Annotated in this window: 20 protein-coding genes and 1 tRNA gene; 16 read left to right on the forward strand and 5 right to left on the reverse strand. The window is 59.7% G+C overall.

All coding sequences use genetic code 11. The annotated features are described in order from the left end of the window. The first annotated feature begins 59 nt into the window (after positions 1 to 59). The 16 genes from AACY30_RS08380 to nadA all read left to right on the forward strand — a co-directional run bounded on the left by AACY30_RS08380 (position 60) and on the right by nadA (position 13,434). Positions 60 to 806: a YebC/PmpR family DNA-binding transcriptional regulator gene (locus AACY30_RS08380; protein ID WP_339417200.1), complete on the forward strand. Its 747-nt coding sequence runs from the start codon at positions 60 to 62 to the stop codon at positions 804 to 806. A gap of 95 nt (positions 807 to 901) precedes the next feature. Continuing rightward, complete coding sequence (gene ruvC / locus AACY30_RS08385; RefSeq protein WP_339417198.1) at positions 902 to 1,426, forward strand: crossover junction endodeoxyribonuclease RuvC; 525 nt, start codon at positions 902 to 904, stop codon at positions 1,424 to 1,426. Positions 1,427 to 1,492: 66 nt separating this feature from the next. Continuing rightward, positions 1,493 to 2,104: a Holliday junction branch migration protein RuvA gene (gene ruvA / locus AACY30_RS08390; RefSeq protein WP_003175802.1), complete on the forward strand. Its 612-nt coding sequence runs from the start codon at positions 1,493 to 1,495 to the stop codon at positions 2,102 to 2,104. Continuing rightward, positions 2,105 to 3,163, forward strand: coding sequence for a Holliday junction branch migration DNA helicase RuvB (gene ruvB, locus AACY30_RS08395; RefSeq protein ID WP_024077146.1), 1,059 nt, complete (start codon positions 2,105 to 2,107; stop codon positions 3,161 to 3,163). It abuts the gene before it with no gap. A gap of 139 nt (positions 3,164 to 3,302) precedes the next feature. After that, positions 3,303 to 3,758, forward strand: a complete 456-nt coding sequence (gene ybgC, locus AACY30_RS08400) for a tol-pal system-associated acyl-CoA thioesterase (RefSeq protein WP_049711751.1) — start codon at positions 3,303 to 3,305, stop codon at positions 3,756 to 3,758. 1 nt (position 3,759) lies between these two features. Then, positions 3,760 to 4,455, forward strand: a complete 696-nt coding sequence (tolQ, locus tag AACY30_RS08405; protein WP_339417195.1) for a protein TolQ — start codon at positions 3,760 to 3,762, stop codon at positions 4,453 to 4,455. A gap of 23 nt (positions 4,456 to 4,478) precedes the next feature. After that, positions 4,479 to 4,931 (forward strand): protein TolR, encoded by a 453-nt coding sequence (tolR, locus tag AACY30_RS08410; RefSeq protein WP_161793227.1) that lies wholly within the window; start codon positions 4,479 to 4,481, stop codon positions 4,929 to 4,931. Further along, on the forward strand, positions 4,931 to 6,004 hold the full coding sequence (tolA, locus tag AACY30_RS08415; RefSeq protein WP_339417194.1) for a cell envelope integrity protein TolA: 1,074 nt from the start codon (positions 4,931 to 4,933) through the stop codon (positions 6,002 to 6,004). Before tolR ends, tolA begins: the two co-directional genes overlap by 1 nt. 17 nt (positions 6,005 to 6,021) lie before the next feature. After that, the gene (tolB, locus tag AACY30_RS08420; protein WP_339470127.1) at positions 6,022 to 7,302 is read left to right on the forward strand and encodes a Tol-Pal system beta propeller repeat protein TolB; all 1,281 of its coding nucleotides are present in this window, start codon (positions 6,022 to 6,024) and stop codon (positions 7,300 to 7,302) included. 55 nt (positions 7,303 to 7,357) lie between these two features. After that, entirely contained in the window at positions 7,358 to 7,858 is a 501-nt protein-coding gene (gene pal, locus AACY30_RS08425) for a peptidoglycan-associated lipoprotein Pal (protein WP_003193861.1), read from the forward strand. A 6-nt stretch (positions 7,859 to 7,864) separates the two neighbouring features. After that, entirely contained in the window at positions 7,865 to 8,692 is an 828-nt protein-coding gene (gene ybgF / locus AACY30_RS08430; RefSeq protein ID WP_339540149.1) for a tol-pal system protein YbgF, read from the forward strand. Between the two features lie 164 nt (positions 8,693 to 8,856). Next, positions 8,857 to 9,504: a 7-carboxy-7-deazaguanine synthase QueE gene (gene queE / locus AACY30_RS08435; protein ID WP_339470130.1), complete on the forward strand. Its 648-nt coding sequence runs from the start codon at positions 8,857 to 8,859 to the stop codon at positions 9,502 to 9,504. A 16-nt stretch (positions 9,505 to 9,520) separates the two neighbouring features. Continuing rightward, positions 9,521 to 10,195 (forward strand): 7-cyano-7-deazaguanine synthase QueC, encoded by a 675-nt coding sequence (queC, locus tag AACY30_RS08440; RefSeq protein WP_339470247.1) that lies wholly within the window; start codon positions 9,521 to 9,523, stop codon positions 10,193 to 10,195. Between the two features lie 63 nt (positions 10,196 to 10,258). Then, a tRNA-Lys gene (locus AACY30_RS08445) sits at positions 10,259 to 10,334 on the forward strand. A gap of 228 nt (positions 10,335 to 10,562) precedes the next feature. Beyond that, positions 10,563 to 12,140 carry a lactate dehydrogenase gene (locus tag AACY30_RS08450; protein ID WP_339470131.1) on the forward strand — a complete coding sequence of 526 codons (1,578 nt, stop codon included), beginning with the start codon at positions 10,563 to 10,565 and terminating at the stop codon, positions 12,138 to 12,140. 235 nt (positions 12,141 to 12,375) lie between these two features. Then, positions 12,376 to 13,434 (forward strand): quinolinate synthase NadA, encoded by a 1,059-nt coding sequence (gene nadA / locus AACY30_RS08455; RefSeq protein WP_339417187.1) that lies wholly within the window; start codon positions 12,376 to 12,378, stop codon positions 13,432 to 13,434. Between the two features lie 72 nt (positions 13,435 to 13,506). Here the strand turns inward: nadA and AACY30_RS08460 are convergent, their stop codons facing one another. From AACY30_RS08460 to gcvP, 5 genes are all read right to left on the reverse strand, one after another. Continuing rightward, positions 13,507 to 13,995 carry an RDD family protein gene (locus AACY30_RS08460; RefSeq protein ID WP_339438105.1) on the reverse strand — a complete coding sequence of 163 codons (489 nt, stop codon included), beginning with the start codon at positions 13,993 to 13,995 and terminating at the stop codon, positions 13,507 to 13,509. Positions 13,996 to 14,090: 95 nt separating this feature from the next. Beyond that, a complete protein-coding gene (locus AACY30_RS08465; protein ID WP_339470132.1) occupies positions 14,091 to 14,303 on the reverse strand; it encodes a cold-shock protein in 213 nt (70 codons plus the stop codon). Positions 14,304 to 14,695: 392 nt separating this feature from the next. After that, positions 14,696 to 15,820: a glycine cleavage system aminomethyltransferase GcvT gene (gcvT, locus tag AACY30_RS08470; RefSeq protein ID WP_339417182.1), complete on the reverse strand. Its 1,125-nt coding sequence runs from the start codon at positions 15,818 to 15,820 to the stop codon at positions 14,696 to 14,698. Between the two features lie 39 nt (positions 15,821 to 15,859). After that, complete coding sequence (locus AACY30_RS08475; RefSeq protein WP_339540150.1) at positions 15,860 to 17,236, reverse strand: L-serine ammonia-lyase; 1,377 nt, start codon at positions 17,234 to 17,236, stop codon at positions 15,860 to 15,862. 187 nt (positions 17,237 to 17,423) lie between these two features. Continuing rightward, positions 17,424 to 20,264 carry an aminomethyl-transferring glycine dehydrogenase gene (gcvP, locus tag AACY30_RS08480; RefSeq protein ID WP_339470136.1) on the reverse strand — a complete coding sequence of 947 codons (2,841 nt, stop codon included), beginning with the start codon at positions 20,262 to 20,264 and terminating at the stop codon, positions 17,424 to 17,426. Positions 20,265 to 20,269: the final 5 nt, after the last annotated feature.

Here is a 20,269-nt window from a genome sequence, read left to right on the forward strand (position 1 = left end):
AGGGAAGTCCCACCTGGGGTGGGATTGTTAAGGTTTCTACAGAATTTCGGAGTTGTGTTATGGCTGGCCATTCCAAGTGGGCGAACATCAAGCACCGCAAAGAGCGTCAAGATGCCAAGAAAGGCAAGATCTTCACCAAGTGGATCCGAGAGCTGACCGTCGCTGCCCGCCAAGGCGGTGGTGACCCTGGCTCCAACCCGCGTCTGCGCCTGGCGCTGGACAAGGCCCTGGGTGCGAACATGAGCCGCGATATCATCGACCGCGCCGTGGCCCGTGGCGCCGGTGCCGCCGATACCGACGACATGGTCGAGCTGAGCTACGAAGGCTATGGCCCGGGCGGGGTGGCGGTGATGGTCGAGTGTATGACCGACAACCGCAACCGCACCGCAGCGGCTGTGCGCCATGCGTTCAGCAAATGCGGCGGCAACCTCGGTACTGATGGTTCGGTGGCCTACTTGTTCGAGCGCAAGGGGCAGATTTCCTTTGCACCGGGTGTGGATGAAGATGCACTGATCGAAGCCGCGATGGAGGCGGATGCCGACGACGTGGTGACCAACGACGACGGCTCCATCGACGTGTTCACCTCGTTTGCCGGGTTCTATGCCGTGCGCAATGCGTTGGAAGCCGCTGGTTTCAAAGGCACTGACGCGGAAATCGTGATGCTGCCGACCACCAGCGCCGAGCTGGATCTGGACGGTGCGCAGAAAGTGCTGAAGATGCTGGACATGCTCGAAGACCTGGATGATGTGCAGAATGTGTATTCGAACGCCGATATCCCGGAAGAAGTTGCCGCACAGCTAGGCTGATGGGTGACGTAGATCAAAATGTGGGAGCGAGCAAGCCCGTTCCCACATTGGATCTCCTCTGTATCGAAAATTGTTTTACCCAACCTGCAGGCGTTATGACTTTAATCCTAGGTATCGACCCCGGTTCGCGCATCACCGGTTTTGGCGTGGTGCAACACACCCCGCGCGGCTGCATCTATGTCGCCTCGGGTTGCATCCGTACCGGCGCGGGCGAGTTGGCCGAGCGCCTGCAGATTGTCTATCGCGGCGTGCGTGAGGTGATCCAGACGTACGGGCCGGTGACCATGGGCATCGAGAAGGTGTTCATGGCAAAGAACGCCGACTCAGCCCTTAAGCTTGGCCAGGCCCGTGGCGCGGCCATCGTGGCCGGCGCGGAGGAGGGCATGGAGATTGCCGAGTACACCGCGACGCAGGTCAAGCAGGCCGTGGTTGGCACCGGTGGGGCCAACAAGGAACAGGTGCAGATGATGGTCATGCACATGCTCAAACTCACCGCCAAGCCGCAGATTGACGCCTCCGACGCCCTGGCCATCGCCATTTGCCATGCGCACACCCGATCCAGTCTGCTACCGCACGGCCTCGGTACGGCACGCAGTCGTGGCGGGCGCCTGCGTCTCTGATAGCATCAGCGCAATCGTTATTTCCGGTCAGGCCTTGATCTGACCTCAAGCTTTAAGGAACGAACCGTGATTGGACGCTTGCGCGGCACCCTGGCTGAGAAACAGCCGCCGCACCTGATTCTGGATGTAAATGGGTTGGGGTATGAGCTGGAAGTGCCCATGACCACCTTGTATCGCCTGCCGTCGGTCGGTGAGCCGATAACACTGCACACTCATTTGGTGGTGCGCGAAGACGCACAACTGCTCTATGGTTTCATTGGCAAGCGCGACCGTGACTTCTTCCGCGAGCTGATCCGCCTCAATGGTGTGGGGCCGAAACTGGCCCTGGCCTTGATGTCGAGCCTGGAAGTGGATGAACTGGTGCGAGCCGTTTCGGCCCAGGATACCTCTGCGTTGACCAAGGTGCCCGGCGTCGGCAAAAAGACCGCCGAGCGCCTGCTGGTGGAACTCAAGGACCGCTTCAAGGCCTGGGAAGTCGTGCCGAGCATGTTTGCCCTGGTGCCGAACCAGCCGGATATGCCGGCGGGGCAGGTCGCGAGCGCCGAAAGTGATGCGGTCAGTGCGCTGATCTCCCTGGGCTACAAGCCGCAGGAAGCCAGCAAGGCCGTATCGGCCATCAAGGACAAGAACCTGAGCAGTGAAGACATGATCCGCCGTGCCCTGAAGGGAATGATTTAAGTGATTGAAGCTGATCGTCTGATCGCGGCCACCGGCCCGCGCGACCGTGAAGAAATCCAGGACCGCGCCATCCGTCCACTGAGCCTTGCGGATTATATCGGCCAGCCTACCGTGCGCGAGCAGATGGAATTGTTTATCCAGGCCGCGCGCGGACGCAGTGAATCCCTGGATCACACGCTGATCTTCGGCCCGCCGGGTCTGGGCAAGACCACCCTGGCCAACATCATTGCCCAGGAAATGGGCGTGTCGATCAAGTCGACCTCCGGCCCGGTGCTGGAGCGTCCGGGCGACCTGGCAGCATTGCTGACCAACCTTGAGCCGCACGATGTGCTGTTTATCGACGAGATCCACCGACTCTCGCCGATTGTCGAGGAAGTGCTGTATCCCGCGATGGAAGACTTCCAGCTCGATATCATGATCGGCGAAGGCCCTGCGGCGCGCTCGATCAAGCTCGACCTGCCACCTTTCACGCTCGTCGGCGCCACCACCCGCGCCGGCATGTTGACCAACCCGCTGCGAGACCGTTTCGGCATTGTTCAGCGTCTAGAGTTCTATAGCACCGCAGACTTGGCGACCATCGTCAGCCGTTCGGCAGGCATTCTTGGCTTGCCGCTGGACCCGGAAGGCGCGTTTGAAATCGCCCGTCGCGCCCGTGGCACGCCACGGATTGCCAACCGCTTGCTGCGTCGCGTGAGGGATTTCGCCGAAGTGCGGGCCAAGGGCCATATCACCAAGCCCGTGGCCGACCTGGCCTTGAACCTGCTGGATGTGGATGAACACGGCTTTGATCACCAGGATCGACGTCTACTCTTGACCATGATCGAGAAGTTCGACGGGGGGCCGGTGGGCGTCGACAGCCTGGCGGCGGCGATCAGTGAGGAGCGCCATACCATTGAGGATGTGCTGGAGCCGTACCTGATCCAACAGGGTTATATCATGCGCACTCCGAGGGGCCGCGTCGTGACGCGCCATGCCTACCTGCACTTCGGATTAAACATTCCGTCACGATTGGGTGAGATGCCCGTGGTAGACGAATTCCTCGATGCAGTGGACGATTAAAAGCTTCACGAAAGTCGATTTATTCGATGTTTGTGCTGTCCTAGTGGCTGGCGTCGTCTTTCAGTCACTGGATATGTTTCAGAGAATGAAAAAACAGTTGCCTGGCCGGATTGGCAACCTGAGGAGTAAGCACTAGAGTATGCGCGCGCAAAACGGGGATCAGTCGTTCGCTCATCGCTGTCGCGTTTATTACGAGGACACCGACGCGGGCGGCATCGTGTATTACGTCAATTACCTCAAGTTCATGGAGCGGGCTCGAACCGAGCGGCTACGGGAGCTGGGCTTTGCCCAATCCGAGCTGGCAGGGGAGGACCTGTTATTCGTCGTGCATTCCAGCGAGGCGCGTTATCACGCGCCGGCGCGGCTGGACGATGAATTGCTGGTAAGCGCTGAAGTAATCGAATTGAACCGTGTCAGCCTGCGTTTCAAGCAGCAGGTCAGGCGGGCAACGGATGCAACGCTGCTCTGCGAGGGGCAGTTCCTGGTGGCCTGTGTGCGCACCAATAGTTTGAAACCCCGGGCCATTCCCGAAGCTCTACGTGCGGCCTTTGCCGGCGTAAGCGGCGCGGGTAAACAATCAAAGCAGGAGATTTAGCGTGGAACCTACCGTCGTCGACCATTCCTCCATGTGGAGCCTGGTCAGTAATGCCAGTGTTGTGGTTCAACTGGTGATGCTGACCCTGGTAGCCGCATCGGTTACCTCTTGGGTCATGATTTTTCAGCGCAGCAACCTGCTGCGTGCCGGTCGACGTGCCCTGGAGAGCTTTGAAGAGCGCTTCTGGTCAGGTATCGACCTGTCCAAGCTGTACCGCCAGGCCGGTAGCAACCCGGACCCTGATTCGGGCGTCGAGCAGATCTTCCGCGCGGGCTTCAAAGAATTCTCCCGTCTGCGCCAGCAGCCAGGCGTGGACCCGGAAGCGGTCATGGAAGGTGTGGCCCGTGCCATGCGCGTCGCCATTTCCCGTGAAGAAGAGAAGCTTGAGCAAAGCTTGCCGTTCCTCGCCACCGTCGGTTCCGTGAGCCCGTACATCGGCCTGTTCGGTACCGTGTGGGGGATCATGAACTCCTTCCGCGGCCTGGCCCAGGCCCAGCAAGCGACCCTGGCCACCGTGGCCCCGGGTATCGCTGAAGCCCTGGTCGCCACCGCGATCGGCCTGTTCGCTGCGATCCCGGCAGTAATCGCCTACAACCGTTTCGCCGCTACCAGCGAGACGTTGATTGGCCGTTACTACACCTTCGCCGATGAGTTCCAGGCGATCCTGCACCGTAAAGTGCACACCAGCGAAGAATAAGCAGGTAATTCCCAATGGCTTTAATCGCTCGAGCTCGCAAAAAGCGCAAGCCGGTCGCCGAGATGAACGTAGTGCCTTACATCGACGTGATGCTGGTGCTGCTGGTTATCTTCATGGTGACCGCGCCGATGCTCAACCAGGGCGTGAAGGTTGATCTGCCCAAGGTTTCCAGTGAAGCCTTGCCGCAAGACAACAACACTCAGGTCCTGACCATTTCGATCAAGGCTGACAAGACCTATTACTGGAACCTTGGCAGCGAAGTCGACACCCAGAAGCAGCAGGACAAGGCCCTCACCTTGCCAGCGATGACTGACGCTGTGACCAAGATCATTCGCTCCGGCAACGAAGGCGGCAAGCACACCCAGGTCTTCATTCGCGGTGACAAGTCGGTCGATTACGGCTCCGTCATGGGCGCCATGGGCGGGCTGCAGAAGGCCGGCGTCGGTAACGTTGGCTTGATTACCGAGGCGCCCTGATGCAGCAACAGCGAGAGCCGTCCGCCTCGGAAAGCTTCTTCTGGCCTAGCGTCTGGGCAATTGCCCTGCACGTCCTGGTGTTTGGCATGCTGTTCGTCAGCTTTGCCATGACCCCGGACCTGCCGCCAGCCAAGCCGATCGTGCAGGCGACCCTGTATCAGCTGAAATCGAAAAGTCAGGCCACCACCCAGACCAATCAGAAGATTGCGGGTGAGGCCCAGAAGTCGGCTGCGCGCCAGACTGAAGTCGAACAGATGGAACAGAAGAAGGTCGAGCAGGAAGCGGTGAAGGCTGCTGCGGAACAAAAGAAAGAAGAGGCGGCTCAAAAGGCCGAGGAATCGAAAAAGGCTGACGAAGCCAAGAAAGCTGATGAGGCGAAAAAGGCTGATGAGGCCAAGAAGTCCGAGAAAGCTGCCGAAGCTAAAAAGGCTGAAGAGAAACAATTGGCTGATATAGCCAAAAAGAAATCTGAAGAAGAAGCCAAGAAAGCTGCTGAAGAAGAGGCCAAGAAAAAGGCCGCTGAAGACGCCAAGAAGAAAATAGTCGAAGACGCGAAGAAAAAAGCCGCCGAAGACGCCAAGAAAAAAGCTGAAGCAGACCAGGCGAAGAAGAAAATCGCCGACGACGCGAAGAAGAAAGCTGCCGCCGACGCCACCAAGAAAAAGGCCCAGGAAGCAGCGCGTAAATCCGCCGAAGAGAAAAAGGCCCAGGCCTTGGCAGATTTGCTTTCCGACACGCCTCAGCGTCAGCAAGCCTTGGCCGATGAGCAAGGCGATGATGTCGCAGGCAGTTTCGACGACCTGATTCGGGCGCGGGCAGCAGAAGGCTGGACACGTCCACCTTCGGCGCGTAAAGGCATGACAGTAGTGCTGCAGATCGGCATGTTGCCGGACGGTACGGTGACTTCGGTCAGCGTGGCCAAGTCCAGTGGTGACGGTTCGTTCGACAGTTCGGCGGTTGCCGCGGTCAAGAATATTGGCCGGTTGACCGAGATGCAGGGAATGAAACCAAGCGACTTCGCTCCCTATCGATCATTCAAGATGACATTCACACCTGAGGATCTAGCCTTGTGAGAAACCTTCTTCGAGGAATGCTTGTCGTTATTTGCTGTATGGCAGGGATAGCGGCGGCGGATGAAAAGAACATCCTGGTCACCAGCGGTAGCGATCGGGCCACCCCGATCGCGGTAGTACCGTTCGGCTGGCAGGGCGGCAGCGTGCTGCCGGACGACATAGCCCAGATCGTCAGTGACGACCTGCGCAACTCCGGCTACTACGCACCGATTCCAAAGGGCAACATGATCAGCCAGCCGAACCAGGCCAGCGAAGTTGTGTTCCGAGACTGGAAGGCTGTTGGCGCCCAATACCTGATGGTCGGCAACATCACGCCGGCCGGCGGTCGCCTGCAAATCACCTACACCTTGTTCAACGTGGCGACCGAGCAGCAGGTCTTGACCGGCAGCGTTTCGGGCACCGCCGAACAACTGCGGGACATGGCCCACTACATCTCCGACCAGTCGTTTGAAAAACTCACCGGCATCAAGGGTGCGTTCTCGACGCGTCTGCTTTATGTAACGGCTGAACGTTTTTCCGTGGATAACACGCGCTACACGCTGCAGCGCTCGGACTACGACGGTGCACGCGCAGTGACCCTGCTGCAATCGCGTGAGCCAATCCTGTCGCCGCGCTTTGCGCCGGACGGCAAGCGTATTGCCTATGTGTCTTTTGAACAGCGCCGCCCACGGATTTTCGTGCAGCACATTGATACTGGCCGTCGTGAGCAGATCACTAACTTTGAAGGCCTCAACGGTGCACCCGCGTGGTCGCCGGATGGTTCGCGCCTGGCGTTCGTGCTGTCCAAAGATGGCAACCCGGATATCTATGTGATGAACATGGCTTCGCGCCAGCTCAGCCGCGTAACCAATGGCCCTGGCATCAATACCGAGCCGTTCTGGGGTAAGGATGGTTCGACCATTTACTTCACCTCTGACCGTGGCGGTAAGCCACAGGTCTACAAGGCAAACGTGAATGGCGGCGGTGCGGAACGTGTGACCTTTATTGGTAACTACAACGCCAACCCTAAGCTTTCGGCCGATGAAAAGACGTTGGTGATGATTCACCGTCAGGATGGTTTCACTAATTTCCGGGTTGCGGCCCAGGATTTGCAGCGCGGAACCGTAAAAATCCTCACAGATACCAACCTTGATGAGTCAGCCACTGTTGCGCCCAACGGCACCATGGTAATCTACGCCACCCGCCAGCAGGGCCGGGGAGTCTTGATGCTCGTGTCCATTAATGGACGCGTAAGGCTCCCGCTTCCTACCGCACAAGGCGAAGTCAGAGAACCATCCTGGTCCCCTTACCTGAACTGACGCGGCGCTACAAAAAGAAGTACTTAACACACTGGGGTTCATTAGGAGTTTCACGATGGAAATGCTGAAGTTTGGTAAGTTTGCTGCTCTGGCTCTGGCTCTGTCCGTAGCTGTTGGTTGCTCGTCTAAAGGCGGCGACAATGCCGGTGAAGGCGCAGCTGTTGATCCAAACGCTGGTTACGGCGCTAACACTGGTGCAGTTGACGGCTCCCTGAGCGAAGAAGCTGCTCTGCGCGCTATCACCACTTTCTACTTCGAATACGACAGTTCGGACCTGAAACCAGAGGCCATGCGCGCTCTGGACGTTCACGCGAAGGACCTGAAAGCTAACGGCGCTCGCGTTGTTCTGGAAGGTAACACTGACGCCCGTGGTACTCGTGAGTACAACATGGCACTGGGCGAGCGTCGTGCGAAAGCCGTTCAGCGCTACCTGGTACTGCAAGGTGTTGCTCCAGGCCAACTGGAACTGGTTTCCTACGGTAAAGAGCGTCCAGTTGCCACCGGTAACGATGAGCAGTCCTGGGCTCAAAACCGTCGCGTCGAACTGCGTAAGTAATTCGTCATGCGAACGTGCCGTCGTGCTCTAACTGTATTGGCTCTCAGCCTCGCACCGCTTGCGGTGTGGGCTGCGGTTCCTGTGGAAGATAGCAACTCAGGCTATAACAATAGCGCGAGCAGCTATCCACCAGCGGGTTATGGTACGAACGGCGCCTATGCGGGGGGAGCGGCTACGTCCGCTCCCTCGGCACAGGGCGAACTGTTCAACCAGCTGCAACGCATGCAGGATCAATTGGCGCAGCAACAAGGCACCATTGAGGTACTGCAGAATCAAGTGAACCAGCTGAAGCAAGAAGGCCTGGAGCGTTACCAGGATCTTGATCGACGTATTGGAACCGGTGTTGCACCTGCCGCCACTCCTGATAATTCTTCTGCCGGTGGCGCGCCTAGCGCTGCTGCCGGTGGTGTCGCAGCGGGGGCTGCAAGCCAAGCCCCTGCCAGCAGCGAACCGGGTGATCCGGCGAAGGAAAAGCTGTATTACGATGCAGCCTTCGACCTGATCAAAGCCAAGGATTTCGATAGGGCCAGCCAGGCTTTTACCGCTTTCCTGCGCAAATACCCGAACAGCCAGTACGCGGGCAACGCCCAATACTGGTTGGGCGAAGTCAACTTGGCCAAAGGTGATCTGCAGGGGGCGGGCCAGGCATTTGCCAAGGTCAGCCAGCTGTACCCCAAGCACGCCAAGGTGCCGGATTCGCTGTACAAACTCGCTGACGTAGAACGCCGCCTGGGTCATACCGACAAGGTCAAAGGTATTCTGCAGCAGGTCGTGGCCCAATATCCGGGTACTTCCGCTGCCCAGTTGGCCCAGCGGGACCTGCAACGCTTGTAAGCGATGCCGCCCGTTTAGAAGAAACCCGCGCCTGGCGCGGGTTTTTTCGTTAGAATCCACGCCCTTTTATGAAACACGCTTCCTGGGGTCTACGCGTTGGCGGGGTCTCTTGAGGTGCCTGACGGAGGCGGACAGCCTGTTTAGCTGTTACGCCCGTGGCGACTATGCACGACACATTAAGAATTACCGAAGTTTTTTACTCGTTGCAGGGTGAAACGCGAACGGCTGGCCTGCCCACAGTATTCGTGCGGCTGACCGGTTGCCCTTTGCGTTGCCAATACTGCGACAGCGCCTACGCCTTCAGTGGCGGCACGGTGCGCACCCTCAATGACATCCTGGAGCAGGTTGCCGGTTATAAGCCGCGCTACGTCTGCGTGACCGGCGGTGAGCCGCTGGCCCAGCCCAATGCCATCCCTTTGCTCAAGCAGCTGTGTGATGCCGGCTATGAAGTGTCGCTGGAGACCAGTGGCGCTCTGGACATCTCTGCGGTTGACCCCCGTGTAAGTCGCGTGGTCGACCTCAAGACTCCAGGCTCCAAGGAAGCACATCGCAACCGCTACGAGAACATCGACCTGCTGACGGCGAACGACCAGGTCAAGTTCGTTATCTGTTCCCGCGACGATTACGACTGGGCAAACTCCAAGCTGATTCAATATGGCCTGGATCGTCGCGCGGGCGAGGTGCTGTTCTCGCCAAGCCACCATGACCTGAACGCGCGTGACCTTGCCGATTGGGTCGTGGCGGACAATCTACCGGTCCGCCTGCAATTGCAGTTGCATAAATACCTTTGGAACGACGAGCCAGGACGCTGATATGACAGAACAAACAATGGATCAAAAACGCGCGGTAATCCTCCTTTCCGGTGGCCTTGATTCCGCCACAGTGGTTGCCATGGCACAAGCGCAAGGCTACAGCTGCTATACCATGAGCTTCGACTACGGCCAGCGCCACCGTGCCGAGCTGAACGCCGCCGCCCGCGTCGCTCGTGAGATGGGCGTGGTAGAGCACAAGGTGATCGGCCTCAATCTCAACGGCATCGGCGGCTCCGCGCTGACCGACAGCAGCATCGATGTACCGGAAGCGCCCAGCGAAGGTATCCCGGTGACTTATGTGCCTGCACGTAACACCGTGTTCCTGTCCCTGGCCCTCGGCTGGGCAGAAGTGCTCAGCGCCCGTGACATCTTTATCGGCGTCAATGCGGTGGATTACTCCGGCTACCCGGACTGCCGCCCAGAGTTCGTTGAGTCGTTCGAGCGCATGGCCAACCTGGCAACAAAGGCCGGTGTAGAGGGGCAGGGCTTCCGCATCCTCGCGCCGCTGCAAAACCTGAGCAAGGCCGATATCGTCAAGGCTGGCGTAGGACTTGGCGTTGATTATTCGCTGACTGTTTCCTGCTATCAGGCAGACGATGACGGCCGTGCTTGTGGGAAATGCGATAGCTGCCGACTGCGTGCAGAAGGCTTCCAAGCGGCCGGAATTGCTGACCCAACGCGTTATTTCTGATTTATTTCAAATAAGGTGTTGAATAATCCTTAGAAATCAGTATTATACGCGCCACCACACAGCGGGTCGTTAGCTCAGTTGGTAGAGCAGTTGGCTTTTAACCAATTGGTCGTAGGTTCGAATCCCACACGACCCACCATATTTGGCGGTTTAGAAAATCCGGAAGGCCCACGCAAGTGAGGATTTCCGGGTTTTTTTTTGCCTGTTTGAACATACCCAAAGCCCCAGGCGGACCAGAAGCCTGGGGCATTTTTGTTTCTGTTCGACGGCAAGCGTCACAGGGGCAAGGCTTTTTCTCCCCGTTTGTTGTCAAACGATCCGAATCGCGAGTAGATTGAGTGCTATACAGCTCAGGACAAGGACCGTCATGACCACGCTTTCGCCTATCACCTCCGCCACTACGCTTGTTCCCCGTCCGGCAGAAGCGCCGAGCGCCACTCTGGCGCAAAGCACGGACGTCAGCGTAAAGCGACCGTCCCTGGTCGTCAGCCTGGGCAATGTTGTCTCCGATACGCTTGCTGACACGTATTCCCGCAGGGGGCAATTACCGGGTCAAGAGACCGTGCGTGCCTGGGAAAGCGAAAGCCAGGATGCGCTCAGCAAAACCCTAAATACCAACTTCAACTCGTTGTCCACAGCCAGCCGCTTCAGTGGCCTCGGCACCGGCTTGGTTGCGCAATTCGTCAAGGGCGGCGGGGTGGGGGTTTCCCAGTCTGTTTTGTACGCGAGTGCGGATCGGGCGCAAAACGCCGGCGAACTCAAGATCGATCAGAGCCTGCTGCACACCAAGGCCGATAATCTGCTGAGCCTCAGCATCCAGACCGCCAGCGGCAAGACCGTGACCTTCAGCCTCTCCAGCCAGGCCGATGGCCTGGGTGTGCAGGCCACCGTGGATGGCGGCACCTTGAGCGATGACGAACTCGAGGCGGTCGGCAAATTGGGCAGCGCCTTCCAGGCCGCCGTAGACGGGGTGACTGCGACGCCGCCGAAGCTCGACCTCAGCCAACTGACGCAGTTTGATTCCAAGCTGCTGGCCTCGGTGAACCTCAACGCCACGCTAAAGGGCCTGGACGGTCAGGACCTGAGCCTGGCCTTCCACGCCGACAGTCAAAGCCGTACTACACGCATGAGTGGCCCGCTGGGCGAACTTAACGTGGCAGTGGACCTGAAAAACAGCGCGATCCTGGGCGATGCCAAGCAGCAGGCCAATGCGCTGAAAAGCTACCTCACCCAGTTTGATCGCGCGCAGGAACGCGGCAGCGCCAAGCCGGAGTTGATGGCGATGTTCAAGGACGCGTTCCGCGCCATGAACAGCCATTATCCACAGGCCATTTCCCTGCCGGAAGCGCTGACCCGCAACCCGACCGACCAGGGACTGCTGACCGGCCTTGCTGATTTCAAGGCGTCGATCAAGCAGGCCACTGACTCACCCAACCCGATGCGCCCGTCCGAGGTGGACGGCTTTGCCTATCAAGTGTCGCAAAAGACCCGCGTCGGCGGCAGCAGCGCATTGGACCGCAACGTCAGCCAGGACCAGCAGTCGAGCCTCTCCGCGAGTTTCCATAAAGGCCTCAAGGGTGGAAAGGCACCGGCTCTGGATGGCAGCCTGGAGTCGCAGAACTATCTTTATGTGCAAGTGCAGGACAAGGCCAGCAGTTCGGCCAATCTCTCCTACAAGGACGGCTTGCTGGTCAACGCATCCGTCGAGCAGAGCGCCAGCCAGAACACTCGTACGCAGAAGTATGTGATGGGCAAGCTGATGGAGGACACCACTGTGCCGAAAGACGCCTCGGTCAAGCGCGATTACCTCGTCCTTCTCGAATACGCGGCCAAGGAAAGCAAGAAGTCCAAAGATGCACTGCAGGCGTCCACATTGAAAGATGCCCTGGCCGACCTGCATGCCTCGGTAATGTTGCAGGAAGATCCATCCGCACTGGTGCGCTGACACCGCTTGCGATAACGGGCAGCCCCGCCCTGGGGTTTCCCGTTTTTTGCCCGACAGACGCGCCCGCAGATGCCAGATTAGGCTTTTGAATCCATTCGATATTCTGTAGCCTTGCCGAGCTTCACCTTTACCCGTGCTTGATGAACACAATCACTTCGTCCGGCGGCGCCCGAAGGGCTCCAGAGCCGGTGGTACACTCGACTTTCGCGCTACTGCGCCTGCAGGTCTTGCGAACATGACGCAAATTTCTGAACGCCTTCTGGTCCAAGCCCATCTCGACGCCAAGCAGCCCAAGGCCCTTAGCGCCGATGAAGAGGCGAGCCTGCGCACCGCCATCGCTGCTGAGCTCAAAGCTCAAGACGCCGTCCTGGTTGCCCACTTCTATTGTGATCCGGTGATCCAGGCCCTGGCCGAAGAAACCGGTGGCTGTGTCTCCGACTCCCTGGAAATGGCCCGCTTCGGCGCCGCGCATCCGGCCAAGACCGTGCTAGTTGCCGGTGTGCGCTTCATGGGCGAGACCGCCAAAATCCTTACGCCCGAAAAACGCATTCTCATGCCGACGCTGGAAGCCACGTGTTCCCTGGACCTGGGTTGCCCGGTGGAGGAGTTTTCGGCGTTCTGTGATCAGCATCCCGAGCGCACCGTGGTGGTGTACGCCAACACGTCGGCGGCGGTCAAAGCCCGGGCGGATTGGGTGGTGACCTCCAGCTGTGCGCTGGAAATTGTCGAAAGCCTGATGGACAACGGCGAGACGATCATCTGGGGCCCGGACAAGCACCTGGGTACTTACATCCAGCGCCAGACCGGTGCCGATATGCTGTTGTGGGACGGTGCCTGCATCGTCCACGAAGAGTTCAAGTCCAAGCAGTTGGAAGACATGAAGGCGCTGTACCCGGATGCAGCCATTCTGGTGCACCCGGAGTCGCCGACCGCGGTGATTGAACTGGCTGACGCCGTGGGTTCAACCAGCCAACTGATCGCGGCTGCCCAACGCTTGCCGAACAAGACCTTTATCGTCGCCACCGACCGCGGCATCTTCTACAAGATGCAGCAGCTGTGCCCGGACAAAGTCTTTATCGAAGCGCCTACCGCCGGCAACGGCGCCGCGTGCCGCAGTTGCGCACACTGCCCGTGGATGGCGATGAACACGCTGGAGCGCACGCTGCAGTGCCTGCGTGAGGGTAGCAACGAGATCTTCGTCGAGCCGTCGGTGATCCCGCATGCGGTGCGCCCGCTCAAGCGCATGTTGGACTTCACCCAGGCGGCGCGCCTGAAGCTGGCCGGCAACGCCTGACCCCGTTGTGAACACTGTCAAACTGTGGGAGCTGGCAAACCAGCTCCCACAGTTGATGTGTGTCGTCTGCAATTACTTCTTCTGCTTCGGAACCCGCACCAGTTGCGTATCCGAATAGATATCGTGCCAGCTGCGCTTTTGCTTATCGAACAGCGACCAGATAAACCCCAGGCCCACGCACAGCCACGACGCAATCGACACCACAAAGCGCAACAGCGCCTGCCACAGGCTGATCCGCGAGCCGTCGGCGTTCTGCACGCGCACGCCCCACACCTGCATGCCCAGGGTCTGCCCGGAATGGGTCCAGAACTTGGCGAAGAAACCAAACAGCACAAACAACAGAATCGTCGACAGCAGCGGATCGCCATCCAGTGCGCCGGACTCGGTGAGCGTGCGCATCCTGGCTTCGCCCATAAACGCGATCCAGATCAGCTTGTAGATGAACGCAGTAACGATCAGCAGCGCGGTGCACAACAGGAAGTCGTAGAACATCGCTGCCAAGCGACGGCCCAGGCCAACGGCGGGGAAATCGCCTGTGGGGCTCAGCAGGGGTTTCGACATGGCAGGGCTCTCTAATGGAAAAAGCCATTTTACGAGCAATCGCACATAAAAAAGCCCCTGATGTCAGCATCAAGGGCTTTTTGTCGCAGTTGGGATCAGCCTTCTGCTTGTACTTCGTCAGCCTGCATGCCTTTCTGGCCTTGCACAGCAACGAACGTCACTTTCTGGCCTTCTTTCAGGCTCTTGAAGCCGTTGCCCTGAATGGCGCGGAAATGCACGAACAGATCCGGACCGCTTTCTGGCGTGATAAAACCAAACCCTTTCTCGTCGTTAAACCACTTGACGGTACCGCTCTGACGTTCAGACATTTTCTTATTTCCTTGACGCTAAAATTAATGACAGCCTCTTTCACATGAAAGAGCACTGGGCTGGGTTGCAGGAAAGTAAGAGACGTCGAACGGGTTGTAGCACAACTACTTCAGCTACTGCCCAGGTCCAGGTTCCAAGCGACCCATGCAAACACAGTGCGCAAACTCTACGCCAACTAATAGATAAAAAACAAGCCCTGGCAAATGCCCCGTGTTTGCTGGGCTTTATGACGCTTTGGTGAATAATGAGGCGTCGACTTATTCGATAGAGTTGGTCACTTGTTATAGGTTTAAACACTTAATAAAGACTATCGGTGATGCACTGTTTTGTGGCGGTTGCGTTACAGATTAGTGCACGCTGGCGCAACCGCGTTACTTATAGAAACAGTCAATCAGCCGCGGTAGTAACGTTGCGGCACAAATGGCATTTTACTTACACGCAGTGGCACTTTTTTCCCACGCACCAGCGCAGACACTTCGGTATCCAGCGCGATGAATGCACTGTCCAGGTAACCCATAGCCAGCGGGCCACCCAGCGTCGGACCGAAACCACCGCTGCACACCCTGCCAATCACTGTGCCGTGTTCGTCAACGATTTCCGCGCCTTCACGCACTGGCGTGCGCTCCTGTGGCAACAGGCCAACACGTTTACGGCTTACGCCGGCTTGCTGCTGGGTGAAGACCTTGTCGGCGCCCGGGAAGCCACCGGCACGCGCGCCGTCGGCGCGGCGGGCCTTGGAGATCGCCCACAACAGGCTGGCTTCGATGGGTGTGGTGTCGGTGTTCATGTCGTGGCCATACAGGCACAGGCCGGCTTCCAGGCGCAGCGAATCGCGGGCGCCCAGGCCGATGGCCTGTACTTCGGTCTCAGCGAGCAGGCTGCGGGCCAGGCTTTCGGCGTTGGCGGCCGGCACGGAGATTTCAAAGCCGTCCTCACCGGTGTAGCCCGAACGACTGACGTAGCAGTCCACACCCAGCAGGCGCAGGGTGGTGAACTGCATGAAGGTCATCTTGGTGACTTCCGGTGCCAGGCGTGCCAGTACCTTGACCGCCGCCGGCCCCTGCAGGGCCAGCAATGCACGCTCTTCGAACAGCGGTTCGATGCTGCACTGGTCGCCGATATGCTGGCGCAGGTGCGCCAGATCCTGATCCTTGCAGGCGGCGTTGACCACCAGGAACAGCTCGTCGTTACCCAGGTTGGCCACCATCAGGTCGTCGAGAATGCCGCCCTGGTCATTGGTGAACATCGCGTAGCGCTGCATGCCCACCGGCAAGTCGATGATGTCGACCGGCACCAGGGTTTCCAGGGCTTTGGCCGCATTGGCGCCGGTGAGGCGGATCTGGCCCATGTGGGACACGTCGAACAGCCCGGCTTGATCACGGGTGTGCAGGTGTTCCTTCATCACACCCAGAGGGTATTGCACCGGCATGTCGTAGCCGGCGAAGGGCACCATGCGCGCGCCCAGCTCAATGTGCAGGGCGTGCAATGGGGTTTTCAACAGGGTTTCGGTGGACATATTCAGCTCCTGAAAAACGTGCTGGCGCGCCGTTAGGCGTCAGCACTCGATAATGTTGACCGCCAAACCGCCACGGGCGGTTTCCTTGTATTTGCTTTTCATGTCGGCGCCGGTCTGGCGCATGGTGCGGATGACTTTATCCAGCGAGACGAAATGTTGGCCGTCGCCGCGCAAGGCCATACGCACTGCATTGATCGCCTTGACCGAACCCATGGCATTGCGCTCGATGCAGGGCACTTGCACCAGCCCGCCAATCGGGTCGCAGGTCAGGCCTAGGTTGTGTTCCATGCCGATCTCGGCGGCGTTTTCCACTTGGGAGACGCTGCCACCCAATACTTCGCACAGCGCGCCCGCCGCCATCGAACAGGCCACGCCTACTTCACCCTGGCAACCGACTTCGGCGCCGGAAATCGAGGCGTTTTCCTTGTACAGAATGCCGATGGCAGCAGCGGTGAGCAGAAAACGCACCACGCCGTCTTCGTTCGCGCCGGGGATAAAGCGCATGTAGTAATGCAGTACGGCTGGCACGATCCCGGCCGCGCCGTTGGTCGGCGCCGTGACTACGCGCCCGCCGTTGGCGTTTTCTTCGTTGACTGCCAGGGCGTAAAGGTTGACCCAATCCAGCACCGACAACGGGTCGCGCAGCGCCGATTCCGGGTGCTTGCACAGCTGGCGATGCAGCGCAGCAGCGCGCCGCTTGACCTTCAAGCCACCCGGCAAAATCCCCTCATTGCGGCAGCCCGCGTCGACGCAGTCCTGCATCACTTGCCAGATTTTCAACAGGCCTGCGCGGGTCTCCGCTTCGGGGCGCCAGGCACTTTCATTGGTCAGCATCACCTGGCTGATGGACAACCCATAGGTAGTGCAATGACCGAGCAGGTCTTTGGCGTGTTTGAAGGGGAAGGTCAGCGGCGTGGCGTCTTCGACAATCCGATCAGCGCCTGCGGCGTCCTCATCTACCACAAACCCGCCACCGACCGAGTAGTACTCGCGGCTGCGGATCTGGATGTTGGTGGCGTCAAAGGCACGAAAGATCATGCCGTTGGGGTGGTAGGTGAGGGGTTTGCGAATCATCGCCAAGTGTTCTTTCTCATTGAACGCAATGCTGTGTTCGCCGAGCAAATTCAGGCAGCCGTCCTTGCGCATCTGCGCCAGGCGCGTCGCCACGTTTTCGGTGTTGACGGTGTCCGGGTGTTCGCCTTCCAGTCCGAGCAGCACGGCCTTGTCGCTGCCGTGGCCTTTGCCGGTGGCGCCCAGCGATCCATAGAGTTCCACCTTGACGGTGGTGGTGGCGCTCAGCAGGTTGTCACGGCGCAAGCCCTCAACAAACCGGGCTGCGGCGCGCATCGGGCCGACGGTGTGGGAACTGGAGGGGCCGATGCCAATCTTGAACAGGTCGAACACGCTAAGGGACATGGTTGTTCTCCGGTTTCTTATTATGTGTGGGAGGTACTCGATTCAACTGTGGAAGAGGTTTGTGTGGGAGCCGGGCTTGCCCGCGATGCAGGCACCTCGGTCCATCTGGCAGACCGAGGTGAGGCTATCGCAGGCAAGCCAGCTCCCACACAAGCCAGCTTTCACATCTAATCGAGCACAGCCTCAGTTATGCGTAGCTCTCGATCGACGGGCATGCACACACCAGGTTGCGATCGCCAAACACGTTGTCGACCCGGCCAACCGGCGGCCAGTATTTGCCTTCGATCAACGAAGCCACCGGGTACACAGCCTGTTCACGGCTATACGGGTGTGTCCACTCGCCCACCAGCTCGGCTGCGGTGTGCGGCGCGTTCTTCAGCGGGTTGTCATCCTTGTCCAGGGTGCCGTTTTCCACGGCGCGGATTTCTTCGCGGATGGCGATCATGGCGTCGCAGAAGCGGTCCAGTTCTTCCTTGGATTCGCTCTCGGTCGGCTCGATCATCAACGTGCCCGCGACCGGGAACGACATGGTCGGCGCATGGAAGCCGAAGTCGATCAGGCGCTTGGCCACGTCATCTACGCTGATGCCACTGCTGTCTTTGAGTGGGCGCAGGTCGAGGATGCATTCATGCGCTACCAGGCCGTTGCTGCCCGTGTAGAGCACGGGGTAGTGCTCCTCCAGACGACGGGAAATGTAGTTGGCATTCAGGATCGCCAGTTGCGAAGCGCGCTTGAGGCCCGCGCCGCCCATCATGCTGATGTACATCCAGGTGATCGGCAGAATGCTTGCGCTGCCGAACGGCGCCGCGCAGACCGCGCCTTCCTTGCGTTCCATGGCTGCGTGGCCTGGCAGGAACGGCGTGAGGTGCGACTTGACGCCAATCGGGCCGACGCCCGGGCCGCCACCGCCGTGGGGAATGCAGAAGGTCTTGTGCAGGTTCAGGTGGGACACGTCGCCGCCGAACTTGCCCGGGGCGCACAGGCCGACCATGGCGTTCATGTTGGCGCCGTCGATGTACACCTGGCCGCCATTGTCGTGAATGATGCCGCAGATTTCGCGGATACCTTCTTCGAACACACCATGGGTGGACGGGTAGGTAATCATCAGCGCGGCGAGGTGGTCGCTGTGCTCGATGGCCTTGGCACGCAGGTCTTCGATATCGACGTTGCCACGCGCATCGCAGGCTGTGACGACAACGCGCATGCCAGCCATGTTGGCGGTGGCAGGGTTGGTGCCGTGGGCCGACGATGGGATCAGGCAGATGTCGCGGCGTTCATCGCCACGGCTCTGGTGGTAAGCACGGATGGCCAACAGGCCCGCGTACTCGCCTTGGGAGCCGGCGTTCGGCTGCAGGGAGATTGCATCGTAACCGGTGGCCGCGCAGAGCATGGCTTCCAGGTCGGAGGTCAGCTCCAGGTAACCGGTGCTTTGCTCGGCCGGGGCGAAGGGGTGCAGGGCACCGAACTCGGCCCAGGTCACCGGGATCATTTCGCTGGCGGCGTTTAGCTTCATGGTGCACGAGCCCAGCGGGATCATGGTGCGGTCCAGCGCCAGGTCCTTGTCGGCCAGCTTGCGCAGGTAGCGCATCAGCTCGGTTTCCGAGTGATAACGGTTGAACACCGGGTGGCTGAGGACGGGCGACTGGCGCAGCAGTGCGGCCGGTAGGGCGCTGTCAGCGTTGGCAGTGAAGGCTGGCAGCGGCTTGCCGTCGGCGAAGATGCTCCACAGCGTTTCGATATCCGCCTGGGTGGTGGTTTCGTCCACCGACACGCCAAGACGCTCAGCGTCCACCACACGCAGGTTGATGCGCTGGGCACGGGCCTTGTCGTGCAGGGCGGCGGTGTTGGCGCCGGTGTTGAGGGTAATGGTGTCGAAGAAGTTGGCTTGCTCGACTTTCAGGCCCAGGGCGGTCAAGCCCTTGGCCAGGATCGCGGTCAACTGGTGCACGCGCTGGGCGATCTGGGTCAGGCCTTTGGGGCCGTGGTACACGGCGTACATGCTGGCGATGTTGGCCAGCAGCACTTGGGCGGTGCAGATGTTGCTGGTGGCCTTTTCGCGGCGGATATGCTGCTCGCGGGTCTGCATCGCCAGGCGCAGGGCCGGCTTGCCGAAACGGTCGACGGACACACCAACCAAGCGGCCCGGCATGTCGCGCTTGAACGCATCCTTGGTGGAGAAGTACGCCGCGTGCGGGCCACCGAAGCCCAGCGGCACGCCGAAGCGTTGCGCGCTGCCGATGGCCACGTCGGCGCCGAATTCACCCGGTGGGGTCAGCAGGGTCAGGGCCAGCAGGTCAGCGGCTACCGCGACCAGTGCGTTGGCGGCGTGGAAGCGCTCGGTGAGCTCGCGGTAGTCGAACACGTCACCGTTGCTGGCTGGATATTGCAGCAAGGCGCCGAAAAACGGGGTGACGTCGTTCAGTTCGCGCTCATCGCCTACGACCACATCGATACCCAACGGCTCGGCACGGGTGCGCAGCACGTCGAGGGTTTGCGGGTGGCTGTGGATCGAGGCGAAGAAGGCATTGCTGCTCTTGTTCTTGCTCAGGCGTTTGCAGAAGGTCATGGCCTCGGCGGCAGCGGTGGCTTCGTCGAGCAGTGAGGCGTTGGCGATCGGCAGGCCGGTGAGGTCGCTGATCAGGGTCTGGAAATTCAGCAGCGCTTCCAGGCGGCCTTGGGAAATCTCTGGCTGGTACGGCGTGTAGGCGGTGTACCAGGCCGGATTTTCCAGCAGGTTGCGCAGGATCGGCGACGGCGTGTGGCAGTTGTAGTAGCCCTGGCCGATGTAGGTTTTGAACAATTGGTTCTTGCCGGCGATGGCCTTGATCCTGGCCAGGGCCTCGGCTTCGCTCAGGCCGTCTTCCAGGCCGAGCACGCTGGTGCCCTTGATGCTTTCCGGGATCACGCTGGCGCTCAGGGCTTCCAGGGAGTCGAAACCCAGGCTGGCGAGCATGTGCTGCTCGTCTTCCTGGCGCGGGCCGATGTGGCGGGCGATAAATTCGTTGGCAGTGCTCAAGTTGATCGTCATGGCGC

Origin of the sequence: Pseudomonas sp. RA_5y_Pfl1_P24, assembly GCF_963970945.1 — a bacterium.
GTDB classification, from domain to species: Bacteria; Pseudomonadota; Gammaproteobacteria; order Pseudomonadales; family Pseudomonadaceae; genus Aquipseudomonas; species Aquipseudomonas tritici.

Bases quoted from the DNA above. Each gene is read 5' to 3' on its own strand.
- AACY30_RS08475 (WP_339540150.1), bottom strand. From the start codon at position 17,236: ATGTCCCTTAGCGTGTTCGACCTGTTCAAGATTGGCATCGGCCCCTCC.
- AACY30_RS08460 (WP_339438105.1), bottom strand. From the start codon at position 13,995: ATGTCGAAACCCCTGCTGAGCCCCACAGGCGATTTCCCCGCCGTTGGC.
- tolA (WP_339417194.1), top strand. From the start codon at position 4,931: ATGCAGCAACAGCGAGAGCCGTCCGCCTCGGAAAGCTTCTTCTGGCCT.
- AACY30_RS08465 (WP_339470132.1), bottom strand. From the start codon at position 14,303: ATGTCTGAACGTCAGAGCGGTACCGTCAAGTGGTTTAACGACGAGAAA.
- ruvC (WP_339417198.1), top strand. From the start codon at position 902: ATGACTTTAATCCTAGGTATCGACCCCGGTTCGCGCATCACCGGTTTT.
- AACY30_RS08450 (WP_339470131.1), top strand. From the start codon at position 10,563: ATGACCACGCTTTCGCCTATCACCTCCGCCACTACGCTTGTTCCCCGT.
- ybgC (WP_049711751.1), top strand. From the start codon at position 3,303: ATGCGCGCGCAAAACGGGGATCAGTCGTTCGCTCATCGCTGTCGCGTT.
- ybgF (WP_339540149.1), top strand. From the start codon at position 7,865: ATGCGAACGTGCCGTCGTGCTCTAACTGTATTGGCTCTCAGCCTCGCA.
- tolB (WP_339470127.1), top strand. From the start codon at position 6,022: ATGCTTGTCGTTATTTGCTGTATGGCAGGGATAGCGGCGGCGGATGAA.
- queE (WP_339470130.1), top strand. From the start codon at position 8,857: ATGCACGACACATTAAGAATTACCGAAGTTTTTTACTCGTTGCAGGGT.
- gcvP (WP_339470136.1), bottom strand. From the start codon at position 20,264: ATGACGATCAACTTGAGCACTGCCAACGAATTTATCGCCCGCCACATC.
- pal (WP_003193861.1), top strand. From the start codon at position 7,358: ATGGAAATGCTGAAGTTTGGTAAGTTTGCTGCTCTGGCTCTGGCTCTG.
- AACY30_RS08380 (WP_339417200.1), top strand. From the start codon at position 60: ATGGCTGGCCATTCCAAGTGGGCGAACATCAAGCACCGCAAAGAGCGT.
- gcvT (WP_339417182.1), bottom strand. From the start codon at position 15,820: ATGTCCACCGAAACCCTGTTGAAAACCCCATTGCACGCCCTGCACATT.
- queC (WP_339470247.1), top strand. From the start codon at position 9,521: ATGGATCAAAAACGCGCGGTAATCCTCCTTTCCGGTGGCCTTGATTCC.
- nadA (WP_339417187.1), top strand. From the start codon at position 12,376: ATGACGCAAATTTCTGAACGCCTTCTGGTCCAAGCCCATCTCGACGCC.